The 16,752-nt window shown below is 57.8% G+C and carries 13 protein-coding genes and 1 tRNA gene; 7 read left to right on the forward strand and 7 right to left on the reverse strand.

Features of this window, described 5'->3' with window-relative positions; translation table 11 throughout:
* Nucleotides 1-95: 95 nt before the first annotated feature.
* Nucleotides 96-1,451 (forward strand): type VI secretion system ImpA family N-terminal domain-containing protein, encoded by a 1,356-nt coding sequence (locus AC2CF9_RS13135; RefSeq protein WP_484557211.1) that lies wholly within the window; start codon nt 96-98, stop codon nt 1,449-1,451.
* Between the two features lie 368 nt (nt 1,452-1,819).
* Here AC2CF9_RS13135 and AC2CF9_RS13140 read toward each other — a convergent pair.
* Nucleotides 1,820-1,895 (reverse strand) — tRNA-Ile (locus tag AC2CF9_RS13140).
* 293 nt (nt 1,896-2,188) lie between these two features.
* On the opposite strand from AC2CF9_RS13140, the gene mug reads away from it, so the two are divergent.
* A complete protein-coding gene (gene mug / locus AC2CF9_RS13145; RefSeq protein WP_150018038.1) occupies nt 2,189-2,716 on the forward strand; it encodes a G/U mismatch-specific DNA glycosylase in 528 nt (175 codons plus the stop codon).
* Nucleotides 2,717-2,757: 41 nt separating this feature from the next.
* Here mug and rpoD read toward each other — a convergent pair whose 3' ends face one another.
* From rpoD to rpsU, 3 genes are all read right to left on the reverse strand, one after another.
* Nucleotides 2,758-4,605 carry an RNA polymerase sigma factor RpoD gene (gene rpoD / locus AC2CF9_RS13150; RefSeq protein WP_150018037.1) on the reverse strand — a complete coding sequence of 616 codons (1,848 nt, stop codon included), beginning with the start codon at nt 4,603-4,605 and terminating at the stop codon, nt 2,758-2,760.
* A 249-nt stretch (nt 4,606-4,854) separates the two neighbouring features.
* On the reverse strand, nt 4,855-6,600 hold the full coding sequence (dnaG, locus tag AC2CF9_RS13155) for a DNA primase (protein ID WP_484557212.1): 1,746 nt from the start codon (nt 6,598-6,600) through the stop codon (nt 4,855-4,857).
* A gap of 119 nt (nt 6,601-6,719) precedes the next feature.
* Nucleotides 6,720-6,935, reverse strand: coding sequence for a 30S ribosomal protein S21 (rpsU, locus tag AC2CF9_RS13160; RefSeq protein WP_001144069.1), 216 nt, complete (start codon nt 6,933-6,935; stop codon nt 6,720-6,722).
* A gap of 280 nt (nt 6,936-7,215) precedes the next feature.
* Between rpsU and tsaD the strand changes: the two genes are divergently transcribed.
* Nucleotides 7,216-8,229, forward strand: coding sequence for a tRNA (adenosine(37)-N6)-threonylcarbamoyltransferase complex transferase subunit TsaD (tsaD, locus tag AC2CF9_RS13165; RefSeq protein WP_484557213.1), 1,014 nt, complete (start codon nt 7,216-7,218; stop codon nt 8,227-8,229).
* A 31-nt stretch (nt 8,230-8,260) separates the two neighbouring features.
* Here tsaD and plsY read toward each other — a convergent pair whose 3' ends face one another.
* Nucleotides 8,261-8,863 carry a glycerol-3-phosphate 1-O-acyltransferase PlsY gene (plsY, locus tag AC2CF9_RS13170; RefSeq protein ID WP_484557214.1) on the reverse strand — a complete coding sequence of 201 codons (603 nt, stop codon included), beginning with the start codon at nt 8,861-8,863 and terminating at the stop codon, nt 8,261-8,263.
* 107 nt (nt 8,864-8,970) lie between these two features.
* Between plsY and folB the strand changes: the two genes are divergently transcribed.
* Nucleotides 8,971-9,330 (forward strand): bifunctional dihydroneopterin aldolase/7,8-dihydroneopterin epimerase, encoded by a 360-nt coding sequence (gene folB / locus AC2CF9_RS13175; RefSeq protein ID WP_150018034.1) that lies wholly within the window; start codon nt 8,971-8,973, stop codon nt 9,328-9,330.
* 190 nt (nt 9,331-9,520) lie between these two features.
* Complete coding sequence (gene bacA, locus AC2CF9_RS13180; RefSeq protein ID WP_039380233.1) at nt 9,521-10,339, forward strand: undecaprenyl-diphosphate phosphatase; 819 nt, start codon at nt 9,521-9,523, stop codon at nt 10,337-10,339.
* Nucleotides 10,340-10,357: 18 nt separating this feature from the next.
* On the opposite strand, the gene AC2CF9_RS13185 is transcribed toward bacA, so the two are convergent.
* Together AC2CF9_RS13185 and AC2CF9_RS13190 are read right to left on the reverse strand one after the other, a co-directional pair.
* The gene (locus AC2CF9_RS13185) at nt 10,358-11,590 is read right to left on the reverse strand and encodes a multifunctional CCA addition/repair protein (RefSeq protein ID WP_039380231.1); all 1,233 of its coding nucleotides are present in this window, start codon (nt 11,588-11,590) and stop codon (nt 10,358-10,360) included.
* Between the two features lie 137 nt (nt 11,591-11,727).
* Nucleotides 11,728-12,351, reverse strand: coding sequence for a TIGR04211 family SH3 domain-containing protein (locus tag AC2CF9_RS13190; RefSeq protein ID WP_094110976.1), 624 nt, complete (start codon nt 12,349-12,351; stop codon nt 11,728-11,730).
* 204 nt (nt 12,352-12,555) lie between these two features.
* On the opposite strand from AC2CF9_RS13190, the gene AC2CF9_RS13195 reads away from it, so the two are divergent.
* Both AC2CF9_RS13195 and glnE read left to right on the forward strand, forming a co-directional pair.
* Nucleotides 12,556-13,866 carry a CYTH domain-containing protein gene (locus AC2CF9_RS13195; RefSeq protein WP_484557215.1) on the forward strand — a complete coding sequence of 437 codons (1,311 nt, stop codon included), beginning with the start codon at nt 12,556-12,558 and terminating at the stop codon, nt 13,864-13,866.
* 29 nt (nt 13,867-13,895) lie between these two features.
* Nucleotides 13,896-16,745 carry a bifunctional [glutamate--ammonia ligase]-adenylyl-L-tyrosine phosphorylase/[glutamate--ammonia-ligase] adenylyltransferase gene (glnE, locus tag AC2CF9_RS13200; RefSeq protein ID WP_484557216.1) on the forward strand — a complete coding sequence of 950 codons (2,850 nt, stop codon included), beginning with the start codon at nt 13,896-13,898 and terminating at the stop codon, nt 16,743-16,745.
* Nucleotides 16,746-16,752: the final 7 nt, after the last annotated feature.

A 16,752-nucleotide genomic window follows, 5' to 3' on the forward strand; every position in this document is an offset into this window, starting at 1 on the left:
ACCAGCCAGATGAGATCGCCGGTCTGGCGCTTCGCCTTTACCTTCCCGCTAACACTCTGATAACGGACCTGCTTCCGGCAGGCCTGCGGATAACTATGACATTTTCATCTCAGAAATCGCACGTGCTGATGACCGGCGGAGACCCTCGCCTGCATCCCGAATTTATTACTCTGCAAAACGAAATCAGGAAGCTCAGCCATCCCGCCCGGCCCGATATTAACTGGCTGCAAGTGATGGAGAGCTGCACCCGGCTTTTCGGCCAGGCTGGAGCAGATCTGCAGTCAGTTTGCTGGTTTACGCTGGCGCTTTCTCATCTTGACGGCGCTAAGGGGATGCAGGAGGGGCTCAGGGTCACGGAGGCACTGATGCGTTCACGCTGGCAGACGCTCTGGCCCCTCCAGCCTGCAGACCGGATAGCGATCCTGAGAATGCACTTTCAGCGCCTGCAGTTTCTGTTACGCACCTGGCCGGCGGAGAGGCCTGATACGCAGCTCGCGCTGAAGGCGTGTGCCACATATCTGGATCTGATTGAGCAGCATCTGGCGCAGGCGGGCCTCAACGCCGCGAGCGGTATCCGCCAGCTGTGCGATAAAGTCAGAACAGCAGCCGAAAACGCAGAGCCGTCACCGGGCCAAAGCGACATGGCGACTGCACGCAGAAGCCGCCCGCGCGAGGCGCTTTCCGACCCGGCTCCGGCAACGGCAACGCCTCCGACTTTTATCATTCATCCCGAATCAGAGCCGGAACAGACATCATCAGGCCGCTATATCAGGCCTTTTATCGCCGGCATGGCCGCTATGCTGGTGGTTGTCGCAACCGGCGCAGGCGGCTGGCTTTATGCCCATCAGCCCGGTGAAAATACGCGTATGCTCTCTGCTGCCGTACCCGCGCTTCCTCATCCGCTGACGGAAAAGCAGCGGGCAGGCATCCGGCAGGATCGGCGTATCAGCGCCGCAGAGTGGATTAATACGATCAAAACACAGGCTGAACGGCTTGATGCCGCCGGCATCGGCATGGCGGGGAGCTACAGTGCCGACGTTGCGCTGCTGGCCGGCTCGATCTGGCCGGCTGAAGAGTTAACGCGCCGGCTGCTGACGGACGCGCTCGGCAGAAGAGAGGCGATGACAATCTCGCCGGAAGCGGCAGGCGCCTGGCAGCAGGGGATGGAAAAACTCAGCCTGATCAGTGAAAAGCTCAATGCGCTTGATGAGAAGCGGGGGCATTACCTCACCGTCAGCGAGCTGAAGTCAGCAATATTTTCCACTCAACAGGCATTCAGCCTGCATATCCCCGCCGAAGAGTGGCTGCGCCGCTATGAAGATTTTGCCTCTCCGGCAGGGGAAGCGCAGTTTAAACGGACAATCAGTGAACTGCAGGCGCGGTACGACATGATTCGCCTTCGCAGGGCAGCCGCATTGAGAGGCTCAGCTGCACAGGAGAGCGGATCTTAAATAAAACCGACGATCTGCTTATTATCAGCGAGTGAATGAGAGTGATTCTGAATGATCTGCCCCGGCATGCTGCACTGGCAGTGAGCGCTGCGTTCATCGTTATTTTATCGATTTCGTCCGGTGCCTCTTTGGGTGATGTGATAAATCTGACTGGTGCAGAGAGCCTGGGTAAGAATAATTTTTACAGCGTGCCATGAAGATTTTCACAACAGTAATTCAATCGCTGGATCGTCTTTTCTCGCATTAGGTGGGGAAGTGCCGATATGGCATTGACTCCTGCCATCGCCATTTTGCCGCCACTCTAAAATCCGAAAATAAAAAAGCCACCTCGGAGGGTGGCTTAAATACATGATTTTAAAGCTAAAATTTGGTGGCCCCTGCTGGGTTTGAACCAGCGACCAAGCGATTATGAGTCGCCTGCTCTAACCACTGAGCTAAGGGGCCAGTAGTGCGGGGATTATAAAGTATCTGGCAGAGGCGATCCAGCGTTCACCGATCGGTTGATGAAAATTAGCACAATGGTGAGTGATTGATATTAATGAAAAAATCCGCCTGCTGCTGTGACAGGAGTGATTGCCACAACACTTTGAGCGTTTTTTTACTGCACAGGCGGTAAAAGAAATCGTTAACTGGTCGGGCGGCGGGCGCTGGGTTTTCACTTATCGCAATCGCCATGCTTTCCCCATCCCGCTGAATACTCTACGCTTTAAGCACGTTTACCAGGCATCCAGAGGCATATGCAACCCGACCACGACATTCGCGATATTCTCTCGCACGATCTGCAGGTGCTGTTCTGCGGCATCAATCCCGGCAAGTCATCTGCGCATACCGGTTACCATTTTGCGCATCCCGGCAACCGCTTCTGGAAAGTGATCTATCTGGCTGGCTTTACGCGCGAGCTGCTGAAGCCGGAGCAGGAGCGGCGGCTGCTGGAGACCGGCTGCGGCATCACCGCGCTGGTTGAGCGTCCCACTACGCAGGCGAGCGAGCTGAGCGGTGATGAGCTGCGCGACGGCGGGCTGCGGCTGCAGGATAAAATTTTACGCTATCAGCCGCGAGCGCTGGCGGTGCTGGGCAAGGATGCGTATCAGCGAGCGTTCCGGCAGCGTAAAGTGGCGTGGGGCGAGCAGCCGCAGCCGCTGATGGAGACGCGCATCTGGGTGCTGCCAAACCCCAGTGGCCTCAACCGCGCTTCGCTGGAGGAGATGGTGGCAGCGTATCGCCAGCTGGCGGATGCGCTGGGTCTGCCGGAGAGCGGGCAATAAAAAACCCCGGCGTGCCGGGGTTTTTGTTTTCCTGCAGACGATTAATCGTCGAGGAAGCTGCGCAGCACTTCCGAGCGGCTCGGGTGGCGCAGTTTACGCAGCGCTTTGGCTTCAATCTGACGGATACGCTCACGCGTGACGTCAAACTGCTTGCCCACTTCTTCCAGCGTGTGGTCGGTGTTCATATCGATACCAAAACGCATACGCAGGACTTTCGCCTCGCGCGCGGTCAGGCCCGCCAGCACGTCGTGGGTCGCAGAACGCAGGCTCTCAGAGGTAGCAGAGTCCAGCGGCAGCTCCAGCGTGGTATCTTCGATGAAATCGCCCAGATGCGAATCTTCGTCATCACCAATCGGCGTCTCCATGGAGATAGGCTCTTTGGCGATCTTCAGCACCTTGCGGATCTTATCTTCCGGCATCAGCATGCGCTCAGCCAGCTCTTCCGGCGTCGGCTCGCGGCCCATCTCCTGCAGCATCTGGCGCGAAATACGGTTGAGCTTGTTGATGGTCTCAATCATATGCACCGGAATACGGATGGTACGCGCCTGATCGGCGATAGAGCGGGTGATCGCCTGACGGATCCACCAGGTGGCGTAGGTTGAGAACTTATAGCCACGGCGATATTCAAACTTATCAACCGCTTTCATCAGACCGATGTTGCCTTCCTGAATCAGGTCAAGGAACTGCAGGCCGCGGTTGGTATATTTTTTCGCGATAGAGATAACCAGACGCAGGTTAGCTTCAACCATCTCTTTCTTCGCGCGGCGCGCTTTCGCTTCGCCGATCGACATGCGACGGTTGATGTCTTTAACCTGTTCGATGGTCAGGCCGGTCTCTTCCTCAATCTGCAGCAGCTTCTGCAGCGAGCGCATGACATCTTCTTCAACATCTTTCAGCTTTTCAGACCACGGCTTGTTCATCGCCAGGGCTGCTTTAAACCAGCTCTCACTGGTTTCATTACCGGTGAACAGCGTAATAAAGTTCTTTTTCGGCATTTTGCACAGTTCAACACACAGCTTCATGATCAGGCGCTCTTGCGTACGCACGCGCTCCATCATTTCACGCATATTGTTTACCAGGTAGTCGAACTGCTTCGGCACCAGGCGGAACTGCTTGAAGACTTCAGAAAGGTTGTTGATTTCGGCAACGGCATCAGCGTGGCTGCGGCCTTTCGCCTTAATAACGGTGCGGGCTGCTTCATACTGGGTGCGCAGCTCAAGGAACTTCTCGCGCGCCAGTTCCGGATCGATAGAGTTGTCGTCGTCGCTGTTGTCGTCGTCGTCGCTCTCTTCATCTTCCTCTTCGTCGTCATTGCGATCTTCTTCAGACAGCTCAGAACCAACGTGGGTGGCAGTGGGGGCGAGATCTTCTTCAGCGTTAGGATCAACAAAGCCGGTGATGAGATCGGACAGGCGCGATTCGCCCGCTTCCACACGATCGTACTGATCGAGCAGGTAGGTGATAGCTTCCGGATATTCGGCAACAGAGCACTGCACCTGGTTGATACCGTCTTCGATACGCTTGGCGATGTCGATTTCGCCTTCGCGCGTCAGCAGCTCTACGGTACCCATTTCACGCATATACATGCGCACCGGATCGGTTGTGCGCCCGATTTCAGATTCAACGCTGGATAAGACCTGCGCGGCCGCTTCTGCAGCATCTTCATCTGTATCGGAGCTGTTCTCATTCAGCATCAGATCATCGGCATCAGGGGCTTCTTCCACCACCTGGATACCCATATCGTTGATCATCTGGATGATGTCTTCGATCTGATCGGAGTCGACGATATCTTCCGGCAGATGGTCATTGACCTCAGCATAGGTCAGATAGCCCTGCTCCTTACCACGGGTGACAAGCAGCTTAAGCTGTGACTGCGGGTTTTGCTCCATAAGACGGTATCCACACTTCTGTTAATTAGATTGGTGTCGGTCGGCAGCGAGCCAACTATAACAGTGAAGGCATTATGTTTTTGCCGCTGCCTTCAACGCGGCCAGGGCTGCAGCCCCTTTTAGTTCGGCACTTAAGCCGCTTGATATTCGGTCTGAAATCGTTGTGCTCCGGTTCCGCTTATATGGCGTGTAAACCGAAAGCCGCAGGCCAGAACGGGGAACACTCCGCCATTCTGGCCTGGCTGAATCTTATTTTTTCGCTAATGCCTGGCTTAATGCCCAGAATTCGCGCCGCTCAGCGGCACTGAGCCCTTCGGTACGCTCACGCGCAATCAGCGCTTCCAGGCGCTGCTCCAGCGCAGCATCATATATGCTTGCCAGCGAGTCCTGAAACACCGCTTCGGCTTCCTCATCCACTATCATGTGGTTCCAGGTGGCCAGTGTTTCAAGGGGCTGGCTAAAATTTGTCCCGCGATATAACTCTAGTAGCTGTCCGGTCGTCAGGCCAGGATTCTCTGTGCAGCGGCTGATCAGGTCAACAAACAGCGACAGGCCGGCAAGTTTTGACTGCGCCAGCCCGTCAAGCGTGGGCACAATCGTCGCAAACTGCGGATTCTGCACCAGCAGCGCAATCAGTACGCGCATCGTGGTGCGCTTCAGCGGCGGCGCGACGGGCGGCGTCGCGTTTTCTGCCGCCTTTGGCATCAGCTTGTCTAACTGGTTATCGTCCAGAATGCCGAGTTTATTACCCAGCGTCTGGCGCATATAGATCCGCAGCGTTTCGCCCGGGATCTGACTAATCAGCGGCAGAGCAAGCGTCGCCAGCTTGGTACGACCATCGCGGGTGCTCAAATCCACCTGTGGCATCAGGCTGTCAAACAGAAACACCGAGAGCGGCATCGCCTGCTCCATGCGTGCTTCAAACGCTTCTTTTCCCTCTTTACGCACCAGCGTATCGGGATCTTCGCCATCAGGCAGAAACATAAAGCGTAGCTGACGCCCGTCATTCATGTAGGGCAGGGCGGTTTCCAGCGCGCGCCAGGCGGCTTCGCGACCGGCCCGGTCGCCGTCGTAACAGCAGATCACCGTGTCAGTCGAGCGGAACAGCAGCTGAATATGTTCAGCTGTGGTGGAGGTCCCCAGCGACGCCACGGCATAATCGATGCCGAACTGTGCCAGGGCGACCACATCCATATAGCCCTCTACCACCAGCAGGCGCGCCGGCTGAGGATGGTTTTTTTGTGCTTCATACAGGCCATAGAGCTGGCGGCCTTTATGGAAAATCGGTGTTTCCGGCGAGTTCAGATACTTAGGCGTATCGTTACCCAGCACGCGTCCGCCAAAGCCAATCACGCGACCACGCTTATCGCGGATCGGGAACATCACGCGATCGCGGAAGCGATCGTAGCTGCGGCCTTTATCGTTGGTGACCAGCATGCCCGCTTCCATCAGCGACTCGCGGTCTTCCTGCTGCTCTCCGAAACGCTTCAGCACGTTATCCCAGCCGGCGGGTGCATAGCCAATCGCAAAGTGATCGATCACCTGCTGGCTGAGCCCGCGCGAGCCTAAATAGCGCTGGGCCGCCTCCGCTCCCGGACTGCGGAAGCTTTGCTGATAGAAACCATCCAGTTTCTCCAGCAGCTGGTAAAGACTCTGACGCTGATGACGCTCAATCGGGCTGGGGCCGCTGCCTGTTTCGTACGGCACTTCAAGGCCGTGCTGGGTGGCAAGTTCCTCAACGCTTTCAACAAATTCCAGACGATCGTGATTCATCAGGAAGTCGATAGCGTTGCCTTTGGCACCACAGCCAAAGCAGTAGTAAAACTGCTTTTCACCGCTGACGGTAAAAGAGGGGGTTTTTTCGTTATGGAATGGACAGCACGCGTGATAGTTCTTACCCTGCTTTTTCAGCTTAACGCGGGCATCGATAAGATCCACGATATCCGTGCGGGCAAGTAAATCATTGATAAAAACGCGTGGAATTCGTCCAGCCATAAGCCCCGATTTTTTCAGCTCTTAAACGGCAACAAGCCGCGCTTCCTTTCGGAAAGCACGGCCTCTTACTTGACTCTGTCTGCATTTAACACGCGGCGGAAGCGAACTTCCGAAAGAAATTAGTACAGACGAGTGCGGCGTGCGTTTTCGCGAGCCAGTTTCTTGGCGTGACGCTTAACTGCTGACGCTTTAGCGCGCTTACGCTCGGTCGTTGGTTTTTCATAAAACTCACGACGACGAACTTCAGCCAGAACGCCTGCTTTCTCGCAGGAACGCTTGAAGCGACGCAGTGCTACGTCGAATGGCTCGTTTTCACGTACTTTAATTACCGGCATGTAACTCTCACCTCGATAAAATTCGGTTTTTGCTGCTGACTGCGGCGTCAGCACATTTCAAAATGGTGCAGCATTTTACTCCAGCCGGGGCCGGCTTGTAAAGCACCATGGACAATTTAGAACCAACAGGAGCGTTTGCCTGTGCGGCTGCCGGTTTTTTCAGGCCGTGGAGTATAGCGCACTCTTTGTGCGGCAGAAAAACACTTTTTCCCGTCAAAGTAGTCCGGCGGCAGATTTGCCTGTGCTACACTGCGTGCCGCAAGAAGAGGGTAATAAAGCTATGCGAGTTCTGGGTATTGAAACGTCCTGCGATGAAACCGGCATCGCGATTTATGACGATGCGTCCGGTCTGCTGGCGAATCAGCTGTATAGCCAGGTGAAGCTGCATGCTGACTACGGCGGCGTGGTGCCGGAACTGGCATCGCGCGACCACGTGCGTAAAACGGTGCCGCTGATACAGGCCGCGCTGAAAGAGGCCAACCTGCAGGCCAGCGATATCGATGCGGTCGCCTATACCGCTGGTCCGGGTCTGGTGGGTGCACTGCTGGTCGGCGCCACGATTGGCCGCGCGCTGGCGTTCGCCTGGAATGTGCCGGCGGTCCCGGTACATCATATGGAAGGCCATCTGCTGGCGCCGATGCTGGAGGAGAATCCGCCGGCGTTTCCGTTTGTCGCGCTGCTGGTCTCCGGCGGACATACGCAGCTTATCAGCGTCACCGGTATCGGCGAATATACGCTGCTGGGTGAGTCAATCGACGATGCGGCGGGTGAGGCGTTTGATAAAACGGCCAAGCTGCTGGGTCTGGACTATCCGGGCGGCCCCATGCTGTCGCGCATGGCGCAGCAGGGCGTTGTGAACCGCTTCCGCTTCCCGCGTCCGATGACCGATCGCCCGGGCCTCGATTTCAGCTTTTCAGGGCTGAAAACCTTTGCGGCAAATACCATTCGCGAGCATGACGGCGACGAACAGGCGCGGGCCGATATCGCCCGCGCATTTGAAGATGCGGTGGTGGATACGCTGATGATCAAGTGCAAACGCGCGCTGGAGCAAACCGGCTTTACGCGGCTGGTGATCGCCGGTGGCGTCAGCGCCAACCGCACGCTGCGCGCGCGAATGGCAGAGATGATGAGCGCACGCGGTGGCGAGGTGTTTTATGCCCGGCCTGAATTCTGCACCGATAACGGCGCGATGATCGCCTATGCCGGCATGGTGCGTCTGAAGGGCGGTACGCGGGGCGAGCTGGGCGTCAGCGTCCGTCCGCGCTGGCCGCTGGCGGAACTGCCCGCTATCTGAAAATAAAAAACCGGCGCGCAGCCGGTTTTTTTTATCCTTTCTTTTTTTTCCGTTTCCAGACGCGATTTTCCTGTCCGCGCCAGAGCCGCTGAATATTGTCATGATGCCGCAGCAGGATCAGGCAGGAGAGCATGGAAACCGGAAACGTAAACTGCGGCTTGAACCACCAGACGTAGAACGGTGCGATCAGCGCGCTGACAATGGCGCCCAGCGAGGAGTAGCCGCTCAGCAGCACGGTCAGCAGCCACGTTCCGGTCATCAGGCCGGTAAGATCCCAGCCAATCGGCGCAATCGCGCCAAACGCCGTCGCCACCCCTTTGCCACCGCGAAAGCGGAAAAAGATCGGATAGATATGACCCAGGCAGGCAGCTATTGCGGTCAGGCCAAGATACATAGGCGTTACGTGCAGCATCCAGGCGATCCAGACCGGAACCATCCCTTTGGCCACATCAAATATCAGTACCGCCGCTGCCGACGCTTTGCCGCCGATGCGCAGGACGTTTGTGGCGCCAGGATTACCGGAGCCTGAGGTACGCGGATCGGGCAAGCCTGCGAGTTTACAGACCAGAATCGCACTGGAAATCGAGCCGCAAAGATACGCGAAAATAATCATACCAAGCGCGATAGCACTCATAGCGTCGTACCGTTCCTTTTGGGTCGTTTTGTTGCCGGTAAGCGTGGATAATACGCATAATCCGCCGGAAGTGGTATCCGGCCTGGCCAAAAACAGAGAGTGACATCATGGATATCGTATTTATAGAACAACTCACCGTGTTCACCACCATTGGCGTATATGACTGGGAACAGGGGATGCAGCAGAAGCTGGTGCTCGATGTCGAAATGGCGTGGGATAACCGGCGTGCCGCGGCCAGCGACGATGTCAGCGACTGTCTGAGCTATGCCGATGTCACCGACGCTATCCTCGCGCATCTGCAGGGAAACCGGTTTGCTTTGGTTGAGCGCGTTGCGGAAGAAATCTGCGATCTGTTGATGAATCGTTTCAAAACGCCCGGTGTGCGTATCCGGGTAGGTAAGCCGGGTGCAGTAGCCCAGGCGGCGAGCGTTGGCGTGCGTATTGAGCGCGGGACAATTCCTAAATAAACCCCCTGTGATTGCCATCACAATGAAACCAAATCAAATTATGGTGTGTCTTAGCTGAGGCCGTTGCGTTAAGCGAAACGAAGTAGCAGAAAACCCTAAGGTTTTCTTCAGAACGACGCCGGCATAATTTCAGGCGGTAGCAGTTTGCGACCGCCTTTTTACTGTTTAAAACGGATAGGGGAAAATTTTGATGGCAGATATGCATCAGCTATGGGTCGCTGCGATCCTCGGGGTCGTCGAGGGGCTGACCGAGTTTCTGCCGGTCTCATCCACGGGCCATATGATTATTGTCGGGCACCTGCTGGGATTTGAGGGCGATAAAGCAGAGACGTTTGAAGTAGTGATTCAGCTCGGATCGATTCTGGCAGTGGTCGTGATGTTCTGGCGACGTCTGTTTGGCCTTATCGGTATCCATTTTGGTCAGGAGCGTCATGAAGGCACCGGCACCGGTAAGCTGACGCTGATCCACATCCTGCTCGGGATGATCCCGGCGGTGGTGATCGGTTTACTGCTGCACGATCAGATTAAAACGCTGTTTAATCCGATCAACGTCATGTATGCCCTGGTGGTAGGCGGTGTGCTGCTGCTGGCGGCGGAGTTCCTGAAGCCAAAACAGCCAAAAGCGGTCGGCGTGGATGATATCACCTATCGTCAGGCGTTTATGATTGGCTGCTTCCAGTGTCTGGCGCTGTGGCCGGGCTTTTCCCGCTCGGGTGCGACGATTTCGGGCGGTATGCTGATGGGCGTCAGCCGCTACGCAGCGTCGGAATTCTCTTTCATTCTCGCCGTGCCGATGATGATGGGCGCGACCGTGCTGGACCTCTACAAAAGCATGGGCTTCCTGACGATGCAGGATTTCCCGATGTTCGCAGTGGGCTTTATTACCGCGTTCATCGTGGCGCTGCTGGCCATCAAAGTCTTCCTTGAGCTGATCAAGCGTATTTCGTTTGTATCGTTCGCCATCTATCGCTTTATCGTTGCAGCAGCGGTTTATGCCGTGTTTATGTAACAGCGGCTGCGCGGCGGGTTATGCCGGCCGCGCACCAATCAGCGTCTCTTCAATAGCCGCAATCCGGCGCCTGCCCAGCTCTTCCCGCACCTCTGCTCCTTTAAAGCCTGCTGCAATCACCTGCTGCACCGGTACTGCCTGCGCGAGCGCAAACGCCTGACGCAGATAGTTACCCTGCGGATAGGGCATACTTTCGAGCGTAGCGCGTCCGCGCGCGTCCGCTTCACTGGTCAGCGCCATCTTTTCCACCCGCTCCGGCTTACGCCAGGCGTCGATGCGATCAAACAGCGCTACCAGCGCCGCCGCTGACTGCCGCTCAATGGTGTGCACGATGTCATGGAACTCTGTCACGATCAGCGCCAGATCGCGTACGTGATTAGGGACGCGCAGCCGCTGGCACAGGGCGGCGACAAGCGGGACACCCGCCGGGCCATGACCGTGATGCGACGGCCACTTTTCCGGGGGAGTCAGCGCCTTGCCGACATCGTGAAACAGCGTAGCGAAGCGCACGTCAAGCTCATCAGAGAGCGCGGCCGCCAGCGTCAGCGTCATCAGCGTATGCACACCGGTATCGATCTCAGGGTGCCACTTCGGCGGGGCAGGAATGCCGTACAGATTATCGATCTCCGGAAAGAGCACCTGCAGTGCGCCACAGTCGCGCAGTGCCTGGAAATAGACCTGCGGATTGCGCGTCAGCAGCGCGTTTTCCGTCTCTTTCCAGACGCGCTCTGCCGTCAGATGCGCCAGCTCGCCGCTGGCAGCCATCTCTGCCATCAGCGCCTGCGTTTCAGCGGCAATGCGAAAGCCAAGGTGGGCATAGCGGGCGGCAAACCGCGCCACGCGCAGCACGCGCAGCGGATCTTCACTGAACGCTGCCGAAACGTGACGCAGCGTGCGGCTGGCAAGATCGCGCTGGCCGTGGCAGGGATCGATCAGGCTGCCATCTTCCGCCTGCGCGATGGCGTTAATGGTCAGATCGCGTCGCTGCAGATCCTGCTCCAGCGTGACGTCGGGCGCAAAGTGCGTGATAAAGCCGGTGTAGCCGCTGCCCTGTTTGCGCTCGGTACGCGCCAGCGCATACTCTTCACGGCTGTGCGGATGTAAAAAGACCGGAAAATCGCGGCCTACCTGCTGATAGTTCTGCGCCAGCATCTCATCAGGCGTGGCGCCAACCACCACCCAGTCACGATCTTTTACCGGCAGCTGCAGCAAGGCATCACGCACTGCACCACCGACCAGAAAGGTTTTCACTCAACAACTCCAGAGGTATTCAGATAACTGCGCGTCAGGCGCCTGTTTCGTAATTGTTGCATACTTTGGCGGAAAAGCGGGCATGCGAAAGGGGGCATCTGGCGATCCCCCCGGACAAACGGCTGGCGTACGGCAGATTAATTCATCCAGCGATCTTTCTTTTTACGGCGCGGCACCATATGTGGCAGCAACAGCCCCAGCAGCAGGCCAACGCCCAGCACGCCGCCCCCGTACATAAACCACTGCATGATAATGGTGCGCTGTTTGTCATCCAGCTGTACGTTGGCTGCGCTCACTTTTTTCTGCGCCACGATCAGCTCATTTTTGAGCTTCTGGTTTTCCTGTTTCAGGCCATCAATCGTGCCGTCGCTGTTAGCGACTTTGTTCTGCATTTCTGACGTGCGCTGATTCCAGCTGTTGTCGATATTAGCCAGCTTATCAGTCAGATCTTTAACCTGCTGCTCCAGCTGCGGTACGCGGGTGCGCAGGCTCGGGGTCGCGCTGAGCTGCGACAGCGGGATCCAGTTGGTTTTGCCTTCTGCATCGCGGATTTGCGCATACTGCGCATCGCTGTTGGTCTGCAGTACGGTAACTTCTTCCCCGGCGTTCAGCTTACCGACCAGGCGATACTGATCGCCCGGACCGCTGCGTACCCAGGTTGATAACTCATCGGAGATATAACGCTTTTCATCGGCAGCGTGAGCGGGGGTGATGGCGCTGAAAGCCAGCAAAGAAAGGGCGGCAAGTGTAATTTTTTTCATTCGATGTCGTGTTTTCTTGATAGGCGTAAATTTACCGGCACAGTCTGGAGTTGCCTCGCATAAATCTGAATGAGAACTATCCTGGTCTCAATCCGGCGCGAAAAGGGGCGTAAAAGCACAAGAAAGCCGAGACAGCGTGCTTGTGGTGCATTACTCTCGCCAGATTAACCGTATAAGTGCCAGCAGCGTAGTAAATAAAAAATTATGACCACTGAAATCGAATTAAAGTTCATTGCCACCCCGCAGGCTGCCGCCACCCTGGCAGAGACACTGGCCGCCTGGCCGCATCAGCATGAAGCCGCTCGCGAGCTGACGAATATCTATTATGAAACCGACGACAACCAGCTGCGCCGCTGGGATATGGGGCTGCGCATCCGGGGGGTGGACAAGCGTTATGAGATGACGCTTAAGGCAGCGGGTCAGACGCTGGGCGGTCTGCATCAGCGCCCGGAATACAACGTGGACATAACGGCGCCACAGCTTGATATCGCCCGGCTGCCGGCAGAGATCTGGCCGCAGGGTACCGACATTGCCACCCTGCAGCAGCGGCTGCAGCCGCTATTCAGCACGCATTTCCGGCGCGAAACCTGGACGGTAGAGGCAGGTAACAGCACCATTGAAATTGCCTTCGATCAGGGCAGCGTGGCGGCCGGTGAACTTAGCGAACCGCTGTGTGAAGTTGAGCTGGAGCTTAAACAGGGCACGCCTGCCGATCTGCTCAGACTCGCGCAGACGCTGGCAGCGGGCGGCGGACTTCGTCCCGGCAGCCTGAGCAAAGCCGCGCGTGGCTATCAGCTGGCGCAGGGCGACGCGCTGCGTCCGGTTCGGGCGCTGCCGCTGCTGAAAGTGACGCCAAAAGCGACAGTAGAGCAGGGGATGATTGCCGCGCTCAGCGCCGCGCTGGATCACTGGCAGTATCATGAAGAGGTCTGGCTGCGCGGCAATCCGGCTGCGCGACACGCCGTGCTGGAGGCGCTGGAAACGCTGCGTCAGGCGTTTTCGCTGTTTGGTGCGCTGGTGCCGCGTAAGGCTAACAGCGAGCTGCGTCAGAAGCTGACCCGTCTTGAGGAGCTGCTGCAGGATGAGGCCATCAGTGCGGAAGCCCTCTGTTTCTCTGCCACTTCAGTCGAGGCGCAGATGGCGCTGACGTGCTGGCTGGCAGAAGCGCAGTGGCAGCCGTGGATCGACAGCAAAAACCAGATCAAGCTGCAGGGCTCTTATAAACGCTTTTGCGACATCATGCTAAGCCGCGTGGCAGCGGATCTGCGGGAAACCTTTACGGATGTAAAACTGGTCAGCGAGTTTCAGGACAAGGCCACGCGTCTGCAGCGGCAGCTGCTGGCTGTCTGTCTGCTGGCGGCGGCGTATCCGGCTGAAGAGGTATGTCAGTGGATGGCGGGATGGCAGGAGCTGCAGCTCGCCATCCGGGAAAAACAGCAGCACGGCCTGATTCAGCTCGCTAAGATGGCCATGCGCCAGCCGCCATTCTGGCTGAGCAGCGGCGTCAGGCGTTAACGACACTATGTAAAATTCAGGGAGAGAGGATGCAGTTACCGTTACCTTCGCTGATGCAGGCGCAGCTGGCCGGCATCGCAGAACGCCTGCAGCTGTCGCTGCCGGCGCTGACGTCTGAACAGGCTGGCGCGCTGGCCTTTAGTGACTTTATCGCAGATAACCTGCAGCAGCAGCCAGCATGGTGGCAGCAACTGCAGCAGCAGCCTCCTCAGCCTGATGAATGGCAGCACTATGCTCTGTGGCTGCAGCAGGCGCTGCAGCATGCGGATAGCGAGGCCGCGCTGATGCGTGAGCTGCGCCTGTTCCGCCGGCATATGCTGGTGCGTATCGCCTGGATGCAGGCGCTGCAGCACGCCACCACCGAACAGAGCCTGACGCAGCTTAGTGTACTGGCAGAAAGCCTGATCGCTGCCGCCCGCGATCGCGTGTGGCAGGATTGCTGTCGCGATTTCGGCACGCCCTGCAACGAGGCGGGCGAGCCGCAGCCGCTGCTGATCCTCGGCATGGGCAAGCTGGGTGGCGGAGAACTCAACTTCTCCTCTGATATCGATCTGATCTTTGCCTGGCCGGAGAGCGGCGTCACGCGCGGCGGACGACGCGAGCTGGATAACGCGCAGTTTTTTACCCGCATGGGGCAGCGCCTGATAAAAGTGCTGGATCAGCCTGGCGTCGATGGTTTTGTTTACCGCGTGGATATGCGACTGCGCCCGTTCGGCGATAGCGGTCCGCTGGTGATGAGCTTTGCGGCGCTGGAAGATTACTATCAGGAGCAGGGGCGTGACTGGGAGCGCTACGCCATGGTCAAAGCGCGTCTGATGGGCGACGATCGCGGCGAGTGGAGTCAGGCACTGCAGCAGATGCTGCGGCCGTTTGTCTATCGCCGCTATATCGATTTCAGCGTGATTCAGTCGCTGCGTAACATGAAAGGGATGATCGCGCGTGAAGTGCGCCGTCGCGGCCTGAAAGATAATATCAAGCTGGGCGCCGGCGGTATCCGCGAAATCGAATTTATTGTGCAGGTGTTTCAGCTGATTCGCGGTGGACGTGAGCGCTCACTTCAGTCGCGCTCACTGCTGCCGGTACTGCAGGCCATTGGTGAGCTGGAGCTGCTGCGTCCGCAGCAGGTCAGTCAGCTGCATGACGCCTACCTTTTTTTACGCCGGCTGGAGAATCTGCTGCAGAGCATCAATGATGAGCAGACGCAGACGCTGCCGCAGGATGCGCTCAACCGGGCGCGTCTGGCGTGGGCGATGAACTGCGCCGACTGGGAAGCGCTGACGGCACAGCTGACGGCGCACATGGCCGCCGTACGCGCGGTGTTTGATGAGCTGATTGGCGACGATGCGCCGGACGTTGATGACCAGCCGGAACTGGCGGAATTTGCGGCACTCTGGCAGGACACGCTGGAGGAGCATGAGCTGACGCCGGTGGTGCCGCAGCTGAATGAAACGCAGCGGCAGCGCTTTTTTTACGTGCTTAATGACTTCCGGCAGGATGCCAGCCGGCGCACAATCGGGCCGCGTGGCCGGCTGGCGCTCGACCAGCTGATGCCGCGCCTGCTGGGGGAGATCGCTTCGCGTGAGGATGCCGACAGCGTACTGGAGCGCCTGACGCCGCTGCTGCTGGGGGTGCTGACGCGCAGCACCTATCTCGAGCTGCTGACCGAGTATCACGGCGCGCTGCGTCACCTGATCCGCCTCTGTGCCGCCTCACCAATGATTGCCAGCCAGCTGGCGCGCTATCCGCTGCTGCTGGATGAGCTGCTCGACCCCGCCACGCTGTATCAGCCCACTGCCACTGACGCCTACCGTGACGAACTGCGGCAATATCTGCTGCGTATTCCGGCAGAGGATGAAGAGCAGCAGCTGGAGGCGGTGCGCCAGTTCAAACAGGCGCAGCTCTTGCGTATTGCCGCAGCAGATATCGCCGGAACGCTGCCGGTCATGAAAGTAAGCGATCACTTAACCTGGCTGGCAGAGGCGATGATCGAGTCGGTGGTGCAGCAGGCCTGGCAGATGATTGTACAGCGCTATGGGCGGCCATCACATCTGACGCGTGACGATGAGCGCGGCTTTGCCGTGGTCGGCTATGGCAAGCTGGGGGGCTGGGAGCTTGGCTACAGCTCCGATCTCGATCTGGTGTTTCTGCATGATTGTCCGGAGAGTGCAGAGACCGACGGTGAACGCGTCATCGACGGACGGCAGTTTTATCTGCGTCTGGCGCAGCGCATCATGCATCTTTTCAGCACCCGCACCGCCTCCGGTATTTTGTACGAGGTGGATGCGCGCCTGCGTCCTTCTGGCTCAGCAGGCATGCTGGTCAGCACCTTCGACGCCTTTGAAGCGTATCAGCGTAATGATGCCTGGACCTGGGAGCATCAGGCGCTGGTGCGTGCGCGTATTGTCTTTGGTGAGCCGGCGCTGATGGCGCGTTTTACGCAGATCCGCCACGCTATTCTCAGCCTGCCCCGTGCGACAGCACCGCTGCGGAATGAGGTACGTGAAATGCGCGAGAAGATGCGTGCGCACCTGAGCAACAAACATAAAGGGCGCTGGGAGATAAAAACAGATGCAGGCGGTATTACCGATATTGAATTCATTGCCCAGTATCTGGTCTTAGCGTCAGCGGCGGATCGGCCGGCCCTGACGCGCTGGTCAGATAACGTGCGCATTTTTGCTCTGATGGCGGAGCACGATATTATGCCTGGCCAGGAAGCGCAGGCGCTGACGCATGCTTACGTCACGCTGCGTGATGCGCTGCATCATCTGGCCCTGCAGGCGCTGCCGGGTCACGTGGCACCGGATCGTTTTGCCCGCGAGCGCGGCATTGTCAACGCCAGCTGGCAGCGCTGGCTGGGCACGGTTGAGCCAGACAGTTGAGGCGTGC

The sequence above is a fragment of the Pantoea sp. SYBGC1 genome, assembly GCF_057197005.1.

Excerpts from the sequence above, each read along its gene's own strand:
- plsY (WP_484557214.1), bottom strand. The coding sequence starts at position 8,863 with ATGAGTGCTATCGCGCTTGGTATGATTATTTTCGCGTATCTTTGCGGC.
- bacA (WP_039380233.1), top strand. The coding sequence starts at position 9,521 with ATGGCAGATATGCATCAGCTATGGGTCGCTGCGATCCTCGGGGTCGTC.
- AC2CF9_RS13190 (WP_094110976.1), bottom strand. The coding sequence starts at position 12,351 with ATGAAAAAAATTACACTTGCCGCCCTTTCTTTGCTGGCTTTCAGCGCC.
- rpsU (WP_001144069.1), bottom strand. The coding sequence starts at position 6,935 with ATGCCGGTAATTAAAGTACGTGAAAACGAGCCATTCGACGTAGCACTG.
- dnaG (WP_484557212.1), bottom strand. The coding sequence starts at position 6,600 with ATGGCTGGACGAATTCCACGCGTTTTTATCAATGATTTACTTGCCCGC.
- glnE (WP_484557216.1), top strand. The coding sequence starts at position 13,896 with ATGCAGTTACCGTTACCTTCGCTGATGCAGGCGCAGCTGGCCGGCATC.
- folB (WP_150018034.1), top strand. The coding sequence starts at position 8,971 with ATGGATATCGTATTTATAGAACAACTCACCGTGTTCACCACCATTGGC.
- AC2CF9_RS13135 (WP_484557211.1), top strand. The coding sequence starts at position 96 with ATGACATTTTCATCTCAGAAATCGCACGTGCTGATGACCGGCGGAGAC.
- mug (WP_150018038.1), top strand. The coding sequence starts at position 2,189 with ATGCAACCCGACCACGACATTCGCGATATTCTCTCGCACGATCTGCAG.
- tsaD (WP_484557213.1), top strand. The coding sequence starts at position 7,216 with ATGCGAGTTCTGGGTATTGAAACGTCCTGCGATGAAACCGGCATCGCG.
- AC2CF9_RS13195 (WP_484557215.1), top strand. The coding sequence starts at position 12,556 with ATGACCACTGAAATCGAATTAAAGTTCATTGCCACCCCGCAGGCTGCC.
- rpoD (WP_150018037.1), bottom strand. The coding sequence starts at position 4,605 with ATGGAGCAAAACCCGCAGTCACAGCTTAAGCTGCTTGTCACCCGTGGT.